The 12,265-nt window shown below is 65.7% G+C and carries 15 protein-coding genes; 13 read left to right on the forward strand and 2 right to left on the reverse strand.

Features of this window, described 5'->3' with window-relative positions:
* The first annotated feature begins 54 nt into the window (after positions 1 to 54).
* The 4 genes from A5752_RS04575 to A5752_RS04590 are packed head-to-tail and all read left to right on the forward strand — an operon-like array spanning position 55 to position 3,388.
* Positions 55 to 1,320, forward strand: coding sequence for an aromatic ring-hydroxylating oxygenase subunit alpha (locus A5752_RS04575; protein WP_067082699.1), 1,266 nt, complete (start codon positions 55 to 57; stop codon positions 1,318 to 1,320).
* A gap of 1 nt (position 1,321) precedes the next feature.
* Entirely contained in the window at positions 1,322 to 1,663 is a 342-nt protein-coding gene (locus A5752_RS04580) for a hypothetical protein (protein ID WP_067082701.1), read from the forward strand.
* Positions 1,660 to 2,925 carry a metal-dependent hydrolase family protein gene (locus tag A5752_RS04585; RefSeq protein WP_067082704.1) on the forward strand — a complete coding sequence of 422 codons (1,266 nt, stop codon included), beginning with the start codon at positions 1,660 to 1,662 and terminating at the stop codon, positions 2,923 to 2,925. The genes A5752_RS04580 and A5752_RS04585 overlap by 4 nt, the downstream gene beginning before the upstream one ends.
* Before the next feature lie 10 nt (positions 2,926 to 2,935).
* Positions 2,936 to 3,388 (forward strand): MarR family winged helix-turn-helix transcriptional regulator, encoded by a 453-nt coding sequence (locus A5752_RS04590; RefSeq protein WP_067082744.1) that lies wholly within the window; start codon positions 2,936 to 2,938, stop codon positions 3,386 to 3,388.
* Between the two features lie 6 nt (positions 3,389 to 3,394).
* Here the strand turns inward: A5752_RS04590 and A5752_RS04595 are convergent, their stop codons facing one another.
* Entirely contained in the window at positions 3,395 to 4,414 is a 1,020-nt protein-coding gene (locus A5752_RS04595; protein WP_197500541.1) for a dihydrodipicolinate reductase, read from the reverse strand.
* 128 nt (positions 4,415 to 4,542) lie between these two features.
* On the opposite strand from A5752_RS04595, the gene A5752_RS04600 reads away from it, so the two are divergent.
* The 8 genes from A5752_RS04600 (at position 4,543) to A5752_RS04635 (ending at position 10,756) form a co-directional block, all read left to right on the forward strand.
* Positions 4,543 to 5,562, forward strand: a complete 1,020-nt coding sequence (locus A5752_RS04600; RefSeq protein ID WP_067082710.1) for a ferredoxin--NADP reductase — start codon at positions 4,543 to 4,545, stop codon at positions 5,560 to 5,562.
* 29 nt (positions 5,563 to 5,591) lie between these two features.
* On the forward strand, positions 5,592 to 6,335 hold the full coding sequence (locus tag A5752_RS04605) for an SDR family NAD(P)-dependent oxidoreductase (RefSeq protein ID WP_067082713.1): 744 nt from the start codon (positions 5,592 to 5,594) through the stop codon (positions 6,333 to 6,335).
* Between the two features lie 42 nt (positions 6,336 to 6,377).
* On the forward strand, positions 6,378 to 7,640 hold the full coding sequence (locus tag A5752_RS04610) for an aromatic ring-hydroxylating oxygenase subunit alpha (protein WP_067082715.1): 1,263 nt from the start codon (positions 6,378 to 6,380) through the stop codon (positions 7,638 to 7,640).
* Between the two features lie 2 nt (positions 7,641 to 7,642).
* Positions 7,643 to 7,972 (forward strand): hypothetical protein, encoded by a 330-nt coding sequence (locus tag A5752_RS04615; RefSeq protein WP_067082747.1) that lies wholly within the window; start codon positions 7,643 to 7,645, stop codon positions 7,970 to 7,972.
* 19 nt (positions 7,973 to 7,991) lie between these two features.
* Positions 7,992 to 8,837, forward strand: coding sequence for a TauD/TfdA dioxygenase family protein (locus tag A5752_RS04620; protein ID WP_067082718.1), 846 nt, complete (start codon positions 7,992 to 7,994; stop codon positions 8,835 to 8,837).
* A gap of 124 nt (positions 8,838 to 8,961) precedes the next feature.
* A complete protein-coding gene (locus tag A5752_RS04625) occupies positions 8,962 to 10,263 on the forward strand; it encodes a cytochrome P450 (RefSeq protein ID WP_067082725.1) in 1,302 nt (433 codons plus the stop codon).
* Positions 10,260 to 10,451, forward strand: a complete 192-nt coding sequence (locus tag A5752_RS04630; RefSeq protein WP_064350274.1) for a ferredoxin — start codon at positions 10,260 to 10,262, stop codon at positions 10,449 to 10,451. The genes A5752_RS04625 and A5752_RS04630 overlap by 4 nt, the downstream gene beginning before the upstream one ends.
* 17 nt (positions 10,452 to 10,468) lie before the next feature.
* Entirely contained in the window at positions 10,469 to 10,756 is a 288-nt protein-coding gene (locus A5752_RS04635; protein ID WP_067082729.1) for a DUF1330 domain-containing protein, read from the forward strand.
* Positions 10,757 to 10,823: 67 nt separating this feature from the next.
* Here the strand turns inward: A5752_RS04635 and A5752_RS04640 are convergent, their stop codons facing one another.
* Positions 10,824 to 11,636, reverse strand: a complete 813-nt coding sequence (locus A5752_RS04640) for a type IV toxin-antitoxin system AbiEi family antitoxin (RefSeq protein WP_231983325.1) — start codon at positions 11,634 to 11,636, stop codon at positions 10,824 to 10,826.
* A 212-nt stretch (positions 11,637 to 11,848) separates the two neighbouring features.
* Here A5752_RS04640 and A5752_RS28260 point away from each other — a divergent pair, with 212 nt between their 5' ends.
* Positions 11,849 to 12,211 (forward strand): helix-turn-helix domain-containing protein, encoded by a 363-nt coding sequence (locus A5752_RS28260; protein ID WP_502686664.1) that lies wholly within the window; start codon positions 11,849 to 11,851, stop codon positions 12,209 to 12,211.
* Positions 12,212 to 12,265: the final 54 nt, after the last annotated feature.

The raw sequence follows: 12,265 nt of genomic DNA on the forward strand, positions 1-12,265 counted from the left end.
TCGGCGCTGCAGCTCCCGGCACGGTCTAGGCCGGGCGGTCGACAGGAGTAGGCAATGGCTCGCTTTCCCAAACCGCCAGAGGGAAGTTGGACGGAGCACTATCCCGAACTGGGTACCGATCCCGTCTCCTACGAGGACTCCATCAGCCCGGAGTTCTATGAGAAGGAACGTCAGGCGATCTTCAAGCGCGCCTGGCTGAATGTCGGTCGCGTGGAACAGGTTCCGCGCAAGGGCAGCTACTTCACCAAAGAGATGAAGGTTGCCAACACCTCCATCATCGTGGTGCGGACCACCTCCGGCGAGGTCAAGGCCTACCACAACATCTGCCGACACCGGGGCAACAAGCTGGTGTGGAACGACATGCCGCTGGAGGAGACCAGCGGGGTGTGCCGGCAGTTCACCTGCAAGTACCACGCCTGGCGCTACGACCTCGACGGCAACCTCACCTTCGTGCAACAAGAGGGTGAGTTCTTCAACCTCGACAAGAGCCGCTACGGGCTGGTCCCGGTGCACTGTGAGGTGTGGGAGGGATTCATCTTCGTCAACTTCGCCAAGGAACCCGAGCAGTCGCTGCGGGAGTTCCTCGGACCGATGATCACGGATCTGGAGGGCTACCCCTTCGACAAGATGACGTCGCGGTTCTACTACCGCTCCGAGGTCAAGGCGAACTGGAAGCTCTACATGGATGCGTTCCAGGAGTTCTACCACGCACCCGTGCTGCACGCGAACCAGTCGCCGACCGCGTACTCGAAGGCCGCCGCAGAGGCCGGTTTCGAGGCGCCGCACTACCGGATCGAGGGCCCGCACCGGCTGGTCAGCACATCGGGCGTGCGTGCCTGGGAGATGGCCGACGAGATGCGCAAGCCGATCGAGGACATCTGCCGCAGCGGCCTTTTCGGGCCGTGGGACAAACCGGATCTGGGGGAGATGCCCGTCGGACTGAACCCCGCGAAATGCGATCCGTGGGGCCTCGATTCGTTCCAGCTCTTCCCGAACTTCGTGATCCTGTTCTGGGGCCAGGGTTGGTACCTGACGTATCACTACTGGCCGACGTCGTACAACACGCACCTGTTCGAGGGCACGGTGTACTTCCCGCAGCCGCGCACGCCCCGCGAACGCATCGCGCAGGAATTGGCCGCGGTGTCGTTCAAGGAATACGGCCTGCAGGACGCCAACACACTGGAGGCCACGCAATCGATGGTCGAGTCGCGGGTGCTCGACGACTTCCTGCTCTGTGACCAGGAGGTGCTGATCCGCCACCTGCACAAAGAGACCGCGGCTTGGGTGGAGAACTACGAACGCAAGACGGCGGGTGTCTGAGATGACGACGACCGAAACCCACAAGCTGCCACCCGAATTCGCCGACCTCGAACAGTTCTCGGACTGGTGCCTGGGCTCGGAGGCCGAGCGGTACGAGAAGCGGCTCTCGTCGACGATGACCGAGATGCAGGCCTTCTACGACGCGATCACCGCGCGTGCCGAGGAGGCCATCGCCTTCTGCGACAAGTTCTCGCTGGACGATCTGCCCGAGGACGTGCTCAACCTGATGCATCTGCTGTACTCGATGATTCAGGTGTCCTTTCCGGTCGAGTGCTGGAAGCAACCGAAGGTTCCCGACTCGGGCGCAACCAGCCTCGACTGCGTATCCGAACCGGTTCCGTGACGACACGCACCGTCCTGCGGGCCGCCCGCTGGGCCGACGTCGAGGCCGGTGAGGTGCGCTCGCCTGCCGTCATCGTCGTCGAGGGCAACCGCATCGCCGCGGTCAATCCCTCACAGCCGCAGGACGAGTCGGCCATCGAGATCGACCTCGGCGACGTCACGCTGCTGCCCGGCCTGATGGACATGGAGCTCAACCTGCTCATCGGCGGACCCGGCGGGCCGGAGGGTCTGCCGAGCCCGATGCACGGTGTACAGGACGACCCCGCCTATCGCACGCTGCGCGGCGCGGTCAACGCTCGCACCACGCTCGAGGCCGGGTTCACCACCGTGCGCAACCTCGGCCTGATGGTGAAGACGGGCGGCTACCTGCTGGACGTGGCGCTGCAGCGCGCCATCGACCAGGGCTGGCACGCCGGGCCGCGGATCTATCCGGCCGGGCATGCGGTCACCCCGTACGGCGGCCACCTCGACCCGACGGTGTTCCAACGTCTCGCGCCGGGAATCATGCCGCTGTCGGTGGCCGAGGGCATCGCCAACGGCGTCGACGACGTGCGCGCCTGCGTGCGCTACCAGGTCCGCCACGGCGCCAAGCTGATCAAGGTGTCCGCTTCCGGCGGGGTGATGTCGCACAGCACGGCCCCCGGCGCGCAGCAGTACAGCGACGACGAGTTCGCCGCGATCGCCGACGAGGCCCACCGCGCAGGAGTTCGTGTCGCCGCGCACGCGGTGGGGGACAGCGCGATTCGGGCCTGCATCAAAGCCGGTATCGACTGCATCGAGCACGGCTTCCTCGCGAGCGACGAGACCATCCAGCTGATGGCCGACACCGGCACGTTCCTCGTCTCGACCACCTACCTGACCCAGGCGATGGCGGTCGATCGCATCGCGCCCGAGCTGCGCAAGAAGGCCGAGGAGGTGTTCCCCCGCGCACAGGCCATGCTGCCCAAGGCCATTGCGGCGGGCGTGCGCATCGCCTGCGGTACCGACGCGCCGGCGATCCCGCACGGACAGAACGCCAAGGAACTGTGCGCGCTCGTGGAGCGGGGCATGACGCCCATGCAGGCGATCCGCGCCGCGACCGTCACCAGTGCCGAGCTGATCGAGGCCGACGACGAATTGGGTCGCCTGGCACCCGGGTACCTCGCCGACATCGTCGCGGTGCCCGGCGACCCGTCCCGCGACATCGCCGCCACCCTCGACGTGTGCTTCGTGATGAAGGACGGTCACGTCTACAAGCACGAAGGGAACCCGGACCGTGGCTGAGGATCTGGGCATGGAGCTCGGCGACAACATCCTGTGGCATCTCAAGCAGGCCTGGTATTTCGCCCTCACCGCCGTCAACGACGCGGTGAGCCAGCACGGCGTGAGCACCGCCCAGATCGGTGTGCTGCGTCAACTCGCCAACGAGCCCGGGCTCTCCGGCGCCGAACTCGCGCGCCGCCTGTTGATCACCCCGCAGGGTGTGCAGCTCGCGGTCAAGGCTCTCGAACAGCGCGGGCTGGTCGAACGCAAACCCGACCCCCAACATGCGCGAATTCTGAAGGCCTATCTCACATCTGAAGGCCGCAAGGTCGCCGGCGCCGTCGTCAGCGACGCGATCGCCGCGCACGAAGCGGTCTTCGGCGTCCTCACGGAAGAAGAGCAGCAGACACTGCGCGACCTGCTGGCCCGCGTGGTCGTCAAGGGCACCGGACATGCGATGGCCGACGACCACATCGGGGAGTGAGCCTCCTCAAGCGTTGCCGAAACCGATGTGGCTGCGGATCAGCGGCAGGTCGGCCATCGTCGCGAACCCGGCGGGTGCGGCGATGATCGCGGGGACGGCGTTGAGCACCTGCATCGCCGTCGCCACGTTCGCCGAACGCACGTGCTCTGCCATGCTCGCGTCGCGGCTGAAGCTGGCCAACGAGAAGAAGTGGGTGCGCATCGACGGATCACCCTCGATCGTCAACGTCCAACCGTGCTGCGGTCTGGGCCAATGAGTCGGGTACTCGTTGCCGACAGTCCACAGCGTCTCGATCTCGACCAAGGTCTCGCCGTTGCGCCGTCCCGACCAGGTCCACCGCTGGCCCGCGGTCGTCCCCGCATGCAGGACGCGGTCGAAGATCTGATGATCGTGCTCAGCAGGAACGGCTTCGACCGCCGCGGTCACCTCGTCGATGCCGGCATCGAGGGCGTCGGCGACGAGCCAGACCTGTTCGCTGAAGATCGCACTGTTGAACGCAAGGAACTCGGTGCCCGTGGGGCTGATGGTCTCGACGGGCTCCCCGAACGCCATGTTGTCGAACGTGATCGCCGTGCTGTCGTAGACGGACCAGTCGGCGCGCTCCTGCAGGGTGATCTTGTCGATGGTGCGACTCATGCCGGACAGCGCCAACGGCAGGACGCCGGAGAGGTTGCCGGGGTTCAGTCCGCTGCCGTGCACGGTGCTGTTGCCGATCCGGCACGCGTCGAGCAAACGCTCGCGATCGTCGGGTCGGGTGCGGCGCGGGTGAAACAGAAACGCCGTCGTGGCAACGCTTTTCCCGCTGGCGAGGATCGCGCAGACCTCGTCGATGTCGGTGTTGCGTGGCGTGTAGAGGACGCAATCGGCGTCGAGGGCCAGGATCCGGCCCACGTCGGTGGTGGCGCTGACGCCGACCGGGTCGCGACCGATCAGCGTCCCGACGTCGACGCCGTCCTTGTCCGCCGAATAGACGCGCGCGCCGACGAGATCGAACGTCGACCGGTCGTCGAGTACGGCGGCGATCATCTCGACGCCGACGGCGCCGGTGCCCCACGCGATCACGCGATGCCGTTGCATTCGGTCACGCTACGACACCGTCGGACGCAGGCACAGCATCGACTGCTTGAGATCTATCGCAAGTACTTGATACTGTGATGTCGATGTCCGCCGAAGAGTTCGCCCCACTGCGCATCAAACGGGTGGTGCGCGAGACGAGCGACGCCGTGTCGTTGGTCCTCGATGTGCCGGCGGACTGTTCACACCGCTTCCGCTACAAGCCCGGTCAGTTCCTGACGCTGCAGGTGAACCTCGACGGCGACGCCCATCGGCGGTGCTACTCGATGTCGTCGTTCCCGCACAACGGCAACGACCTGCAGATCACGGTCAAGCGCGATCCGGGTGGCCTGGTCTCGAACTGGCTGAACGACACCGCAGAAGTCGGCGCGGAGATCCACGCCGCGCCGCCCGACGGCCGGTTCCTGCTCAGTGATTCCGAGCGCGACATCGTCGCATTCGCCGGCGGCAGCGGTATCACCCCGATCTTCTCGCTGATCGGTTCGGCGTTGGTGAGCACACGCCGGCGGATCAGCCTCTTCTACGCCAACCGCAGCCGCGACTCGGTGATCTTCGGCGAGGCGCTGACGACGCTTGCCGCCGCCAACCCCGAACGCCTGTCGGTCACCGGTCACTTCGACGAGGAGACCGGCGTCGTCCAACCCGCCGCCGTCGAGGCATTCGCATCCTCGTGCGGTGACGTCGACTACTACATCTGCGGCCCCGGGCCATTCATGGACACGGTGGAGAGCACCCTGTTGCGCACGGGCGTGCCCCGCGAACGCCTGCACCTCGAGCGGTTTTCGGTGGACCCGGTGTCCAGTGAGGTCGCTGCCGCCACGGAGCAGACCGAAGAGGTGGTCATCGAACTCGATCGGGCAACCACCACCGCTGCCTACCGCGCAGGCAACACGCTGTTGCAGACCGCGCGGATGGCGGGTCTGCGTGCGCCGTCGTCGTGCGAGACGGGCTCGTGCGGAACGTGTATGGCGCGCATCGTGTCCGGAAGCGCCCGGATGCTGAACAACGACGCTCTGGATGACGACGAAGTGGCCGAGGGCTGGGTGCTGACGTGCCAGTCCCTGCCGACGAGCCGGACGGTCCACGTGGTCTATGAGTAGAGGCGAGGTCGAGTGATGGGACGGATGCGATGAGCCGCGTCGCGGTGGTGACCGGCGGCGCGTCGGGCATGGGGGAGGCGACGTGCCGCGAACTCGGTCGTCGCGGCCACAAGGTGGCCGTGCTCGACGTCAACGGCGAAGCGGCGCAACGGGTCGCCGAGGAGATGCGGGCCGACGGCGTCACGGCGCTGGGAATCGCTGCCGACGTGAGCGACCGCGCGGCCGTCGAGGAGGCGTTCGCGAAGGTGCGCAGCGAGTTGGGGCCGGTGCACATCCTGGTCACCAGCGCCGGAGCGGTGGACTGGGCGGCCTTCACCGACATCACACCGCAGGCATGGCAGCGGTTGCTCGACGTCAACCTCACCGGGACATTCCACTGCTGTCAGGTGGCGGTGACCGACATGCTCGAAGCGGGCTGGGGCCGCATCGTGATGATTTCGTCGTCCAGTGCACAGCGGGGTTCGCCGAGGATGGCCCACTACGCCGCGTCCAAGGGGGCGCTGCTCTCGCTGACCAAATCGCTTGCCCGCGAGTACGGCCCGGCCGGCATCACGGTGAACAACATCCCGCCGTCGGCCATCGAGACCCCGATGCAGCATGCCGGTCAGAAGGCCGGACACCTCCCGCCGAACGAGCAGATGGCCGCGACCGTTCCGCTCGGCCATCTCGGCACCGGTGACGACATCGCCGCGGCCGTCGGCTTCCTGTGCTCCGAGGAGGCCGGCTTCATCACCGGCCAGATTCTCGGCGTCAACGGCGGATCGGTGTTGTGATGACCGGCCGACTTCCCGCACACCAACGACACGGAGGTTCTCATGGCTACTAAGTGGCCCAAGCCGGCCGAGGGCAGCTGGACGGAGCACTATCCCGAGCTGGGCACCGGACCCGTCTCGTTCCGCGACTCGATCTCACCGGAGTTCTACGACCTCGAATGTGAAGCGGTCTTCAAACGCGCCTGGCTGAACGTCGCGCGTGTGGAGGAGCTGCCTCGGGTCGGGAGCTACCTGACCAAGGAGATCGACGCGGCCAAGACGTCGGTGATCGTGGTGCGGGGTAAGGATCAGCAGATCCGCGCGTTCTACAACATCTGCCGTCACCGCGGAAACAAATTGGTGTGGAACGACTTTCCCAATGAAGAGGTGAAGGGCACGTGCCGGCAGTTCACCTGCAAGTACCACGGGTGGCGCTACGACCTCAAGGGAGACCTGACGTTCGTTCAGCAGGAGGGCGAGTTCTTCGACCTCGACCACGAACGGCACGGGTTGAAGCCCGTGCAGTGCGACGTGTGGAACGGGTTCATCTTCATCAACTTCGACCCCGAACCGCGTTGGACGCTGCACGAATTCCTCGGCCCGATGATCACCGCGCTCGACGACTATCCGTTCGAATTGATGACCGAGCGCTACGAATTCGAGGCGCAGAACAACAGCAACTGGAAGATCTTCGCCGACGCGTTCCAGGAGTACTACCACGTTCCGTCGCTGCACTCTCAGCAGGTCCCCAGCGCGGTGCGCCAACCGAACGCCACCTTCGAGTGCGGGCACTTCCAGATCGACGGGCCGCACCGGCTGGTGTCGACGGCGGGAACCCGTCGGTGGCTGCTCGCACCGGAGTACATGTATCCGGTCGAGCGGATCACGCGCAGCGGACTCGTCGGCCCGTGGCGGACTCCGGAGACGCATCAGTCGGCCGGACTGAACCCGGGCAACATCGAGCCGTGGGGCATCACCAACTTCCAGATCTTCCCGAACCTGGAGATCCTCATCTACCACGGTTGGTATCTGCTGTACCGGTACTGGCCGACGTCGCACAACACCCATAAGTTCGAGGCCTACAACGCATTTCACCCCGCCCGCAGCGTGCGCGAGCGCATCGAGCACGAAGTCGCTTCCGTGGTGCTCAAGGAGTTCGCCTTGCAGGACGCCGGAATGCTCGGTGGCACCCAGGCGGCGCTGGAGTACGACATCGTCGACGATTACCCGCTCAGCGACCAGGAGATCCTGGTGCGCCATCTGCACCACGAGGCCGTCAAGTGGGTCGAGGAATACAAAGCCGAGCGCAGTCCGGTGGGGGTGTGAGCATGATCCGTCTGCCCAGTGCGTTCGCAGAATTCGAACCGTTCGCCGAGAAGTGGTGCCTGCCAACCGAAGCCGAGCGGTGGGCTACCCGGCTGGCCACGCCCATGCCGGAGATCCGCGAGTTCTACGACGCTTTCACGCCGCGCTTCGAGGAAGCGATCGACTACTGCGACAAGTTTCCCCTCGACGATCTGCCCGAGGATGCGCTGAACCTGCTGCACCTCATCTACTCGATGATCATGGTGTCGATGGCCGTCGAGGTCTTCGGTACGCAGAAGCCCGCCGACTCGGCCGACGCCGAGATGCACCGCGTCAGCTCGCCGGTGCCGTGACGACAAGGACAGGACGAGCATGACAGTGCTGACGATCAACAAGCTCACCGCATCGGTCGGCGCGGAGGTGACCGGCCTCGACTCCGATGCGCTGGCCAACGACGACGCGCTGGGCGCCGCGATCCTCGATGCGTTGGAGGACAACGGCGTTCTGGTGTTTCCCGGTCTCGGGCTGACTCCGGAGGCGCAGGTCGCGTTCTGCCGACGGCTCGGCGAGATCGACCATTCGTCGGACGGCCACCATCCGGTCGCCGGGATCTATCCGGTGACGCTCGACAAGTCGAAGAACGCGTCGGCGGACTATCTGCGGGCCACGTTCGACTGGCACATCGACGGATGCACACCCACCAACGACGAGTGCCCGCAGAAGGCGACGGTGCTCTCGGCCAAGCAGGTGGCCGAGACGGGCGGGGAGACGGAGTTCGCGAACTCGTACGCGGCCTACGAGGCGTTCAGCGACGAGGAGAAGCAGCGCTTCGGATCGCTGCGGGTGGTGCACTCGCTCGAGGCGTCGCAGCGCCGGGTAACCCCCGATCCGTCGCCGGAACTGGTGGCCAAGTGGCGGTCGCGGCCCACCCACGAACACCCCCTGGTGTGGACGCACCGCAGCGGCCGCAAGTCGCTGGTGCTGGGCGCGTCGGCGGATTACGTCGTCGGCATGGACGTCGACGAGGGCCGTGCGCTTCTGGCCGAGCTGCTCGACCGCGCGACGCAGCCTCACTTGGTCTACCGCCACCGGTGGTCCGTCGGGGACACCGTGATCTGGGACAACAACGGGGTGCTGCACCGCGCCGCGCCGTATGACCCGGACTCGCCGCGCGAGATGCTGCGCACGACGGTGCTGGGCGACGAGCCGATTCAGTGAGTTTCCGCCGCTGGTAGGTGTGGTGCCGGCGCGCGCGTTGACGGCGACGTGCCACTATGGAAATCTGATACCCGGATATGAGAATCACGTTCTCGTCTGCTGAGATCGTCGAAACGGAGGGCGCATGACCGAGGACCTCACCGAGGACATGACCAGGGTCGACTTCTTCCGGGACGGGCGCCTGACCGCCGACCCGTACCCGTTCTACGAGGCGCTGCGCAACAAGTGCCCGGTGACCCGCGAGGACCACTACGGCGTCACGATGGTGACCGGTTGGCAGGAGGCTGTCGACGTCTACAACGACGCCGAGACGTTCTCCTCGTGCATCTCGGTGACCGGCCCGTTCCCGGGCTTCCCCGTGCCGCTGGAAGGCGACGACGTCACCGAGATCATCAAGGAGCATCGCGACGAGATCCCGTTCAGCGATCAGCTGCCGACGCTCGACCCGCCGACGCACACCAACCACCGGGCCCTGCTGATGCGGCTGATCACGCCGAAGCGCCTCAAGGAGAACGAGGACGCGATGTGGCAGCTCGCCGACGACATCCTCGACGACTTCCTCGCGCCGGGACAGGGCGAGTTCATCGCCGGCTTCGCCGCGCCGTTCACGCTGCGGGTGATCGCCGACCTGCTCGGCGTCCCCGAGGAGGACCGCCCGGAGCTGCTCGAGCGGCTCGCCCGCGGCACGCACGGCAGCGGTCTGGGCAATGCCGACAAGACGTTGGCCAAGACGCCGCTGGAGTACCTCTACGACGTGTTCGCCGAGTACGTCGAGGACCGCAGGCGTGAGCCGCGCGACGACGTGTTGACCGGGCTGGCCACCGCGTCGTTCCCGGACGGCACGACACCCGAGGTGGGTGACGTCGTGCGAGTGGCCACCAATGTCTTCTCGGCCGGCCAGGAGACCACGGTGCGCCTGCTGTCGACCGCGCTGAAGGTGCTCGGCGACCGACCGGACATTCAGCGCCAGCTGCGCAACGATCGCAGCCTGCTCCCGAACTTCATCGAGGAGTGCCTGCGCATCGAGAGCCCGGTCAAGGGTGACTTCCGGCTGTCGCGGGTGCCCACGACCGTCGGCGACCAACAGGTCGGCGCCGGATGCACGTTGATGGTGATCAACGGTGCCGCGAACCGCGATCCGCGTCGGTTCGAGGATCCGGACACGTTCGACCCCGAGCGCAAGAATGCCCGTCAGCATCTGGCGTTCGGGCGCGGTATCCACAGCTGCCCGGGAGCGCCGTTGGCGCGGGCGGAGACACGCGTCGGGCTGGAGCGACTGTTGGACCGCACCACCGACATTCGCATCAGCGAGGCCCAGCACGGTCCGCCGGGGGAGCGTCGCTACAACTACATCCCGACCTACATCCTGCGCGGGTTGACCGAGCTTCATCTGGAGTTCGACGTCGTCTCCGGTGATGCCCGATGAAGGTCACCGTCGACGAAGACCGCTGTGCCGGGCACGGGATGTGTCTGACGTTGTGCCCTGAGGTGTTCGAGCTCAACGACGACGGCTGGGCGGTCGCGAACCCCGAAGAGGTGCCCGCCGAACTGGAATCGGCGGCGCGCGACGCGATCGCTAACTGCCCCGAGCGCGCAATTCGCGAAATCGACTGACAAAGAAGGAGACTCGAATGGCGAAGGCGTACATCCTCATCACCGAGGACGTCAAGGATCCCGAGGGGATGGCGGAGTACGGCAAGGTGGCCAGCCAGACGATGGCCAGCGCGAACCTGCTGGCGTTCGACCAGAAGGCCGAGGTGATCGAGGGCACGTGGCACGGCACGCAGACCGTGCTGCTCGAGTTCGAGTCCGAAGAGGCGGCCAAGGCGTGGTACTACTCCGACGAGTACCAGGCCGCCGCGAAGCTGCGTCAGGCCGCCGCCGACTGCAACGGCGTCATCCTGCACGGCCTGGGCTAAACCCCTCTTCCGCGAGCAGACGTAAACCTGTCCCTTTTTCGCGAAATTTGAGCAGTTTCACGTCTGCTCACGCGACTGAGCGACTGCGGTCCAGCAGGGCGGCGACCCGCTGCGCGAGTTCTGACGGTCGGTGAAGGTCGTCGATGACGATCGGGATGGTTGTCCAACCGCATTCCTGCAATCGCGCGACCTTCATCCGGTCGTGCTTGAGCGCTTCCGGCGTCGCATGCCACTGCATGCTTTCGTACTCGGCGGCGACTTTGTCGGTCGGCCAGGCGAAGTCGACGCGCCAGAGTCGCCCGCTCTTGTCGACGATCTCGTACTGCAGCTCCGGTCGAGGCAGGCCGGCGTCGATGAAGACGAGCCGCGTTTCACTCTCCAGCGGTGACTCCGCTCGTGCGTCGACATAATCGTAGACGTCTCGGACCTTGACGATTCCGCGTCGACCTCGCTGTTCGGCAATTGCCGCGTGGAGTTCGGCGCGCGTGCAACATTCGGTGTGTAGCGCGGAATCGAGAACTGCCAGCGCACGGGGGCGCCGAACGGTTCGGGCTAGCTCGACTGCCGTCCAGGCCGGGGCAGTGGCTAGTCGTCCGTGTATGCGCTTGAGCGGAGCGCCGATTCGCTGATGGACCGCCAGCGCCTCTGAGGGCCGCATCCGCACACCGGGATCGAGGATGTGGATGCGACTGTCGTTCTCGGTGTTGAAGCCGTAAAGCTCAGCGGCGGTGTGCAGGCACGCGACGATTCTCTCACCGGAGATGACGTCGAGGGCCGCGAGGCGGTCGAGTGTCGTCGGCGGATGTTGGGCGTACACGCCGTGCCAGACGCGGATCACCCTTCCGTCTCTGACGCGTCTGGCGAGCGTGCGGTACGACATCACGTCGAGCAGTTGGCGGGTCGTCGCCAAACCGTCATTCGCGGCGAACACATCGTCCAAGCGCACCAGTCGATCATCGAACGGCTCGCGGGGTCAGAGCGACGTTAGTGCGTACGCCTGTGGATAACTTCATTCGCGAGCAGACGTGAACCTGCCGCTTTTCCGCGGCGATTTCTAGTGCTTGATGCAACAGCCTCTAGTTGAGGGGTTGTATGAGAGTTCCGCGGTATCCGTTTGTGGGTCGTCGGTTCTGGGCGTTGATCGCCGAAGGGGTTTCGCCTTTTGCCGCCGGGGAAGCGGTGGGCGTGTCGAAGCACACTGCGTGGGGGTGGTTTGCTGACGCTGGTGGTGTGAAGCCACGATTCAGTGATGTGTCCGCTAGCCGAGCGCGACCCCGTTTGACGCTTGAAGAGCGTGAGGAGATTCAAGACGGGGTGGCTCGTCAGGAGTCGATTCGTTTCATCGCACGTCGGCTGGGCCGCCATCCCAGCACGGTGATGCGTGAGATTGAGCGCAATGCCAGTGTCGGTGGTGGTCGGTATCGGGCGCGGCTGTCAACGCCGGTTGAAATTTGACCCCTTCTCAACGGTTGAAAATTGACCCCCTTGGTGTTCATTCTTCAGTGGTCG

Source organism: Mycobacterium sp. 852002-51961_SCH5331710, assembly GCF_001665535.1.
Taxonomy (GTDB): domain Bacteria; phylum Actinomycetota; class Actinomycetes; order Mycobacteriales; family Mycobacteriaceae; genus Mycobacterium.

Excerpts from the sequence above, each read along its gene's own strand:
- A5752_RS04575 (WP_067082699.1), top strand. The coding sequence starts at position 55 with ATGGCTCGCTTTCCCAAACCGCCAGAGGGAAGTTGGACGGAGCACTAT.
- A5752_RS04580 (WP_067082701.1), top strand. The coding sequence starts at position 1,322 with ATGACGACGACCGAAACCCACAAGCTGCCACCCGAATTCGCCGACCTC.
- A5752_RS04590 (WP_067082744.1), top strand. The coding sequence starts at position 2,936 with ATGGAGCTCGGCGACAACATCCTGTGGCATCTCAAGCAGGCCTGGTAT.
- A5752_RS04595 (WP_197500541.1), bottom strand. The coding sequence starts at position 4,414 with ATGATCGCCGCCGTACTCGACGACCGGTCGACGTTCGATCTCGTCGGC.
- A5752_RS04600 (WP_067082710.1), top strand. The coding sequence starts at position 4,543 with ATGTCGATGTCCGCCGAAGAGTTCGCCCCACTGCGCATCAAACGGGTG.
- A5752_RS04605 (WP_067082713.1), top strand. The coding sequence starts at position 5,592 with ATGAGCCGCGTCGCGGTGGTGACCGGCGGCGCGTCGGGCATGGGGGAG.
- A5752_RS04610 (WP_067082715.1), top strand. The coding sequence starts at position 6,378 with ATGGCTACTAAGTGGCCCAAGCCGGCCGAGGGCAGCTGGACGGAGCAC.
- A5752_RS04615 (WP_067082747.1), top strand. The coding sequence starts at position 7,643 with ATGATCCGTCTGCCCAGTGCGTTCGCAGAATTCGAACCGTTCGCCGAG.
- A5752_RS04620 (WP_067082718.1), top strand. The coding sequence starts at position 7,992 with ATGACAGTGCTGACGATCAACAAGCTCACCGCATCGGTCGGCGCGGAG.
- A5752_RS04625 (WP_067082725.1), top strand. The coding sequence starts at position 8,962 with ATGACCGAGGACCTCACCGAGGACATGACCAGGGTCGACTTCTTCCGG.
- A5752_RS04630 (WP_064350274.1), top strand. The coding sequence starts at position 10,260 with ATGAAGGTCACCGTCGACGAAGACCGCTGTGCCGGGCACGGGATGTGT.
- A5752_RS04635 (WP_067082729.1), top strand. The coding sequence starts at position 10,469 with ATGGCGAAGGCGTACATCCTCATCACCGAGGACGTCAAGGATCCCGAG.
- A5752_RS04640 (WP_231983325.1), bottom strand. The coding sequence starts at position 11,636 with ATGTCGTACCGCACGCTCGCCAGACGCGTCAGAGACGGAAGGGTGATC.
- A5752_RS28260 (WP_502686664.1), top strand. The coding sequence starts at position 11,849 with ATGAGAGTTCCGCGGTATCCGTTTGTGGGTCGTCGGTTCTGGGCGTTG.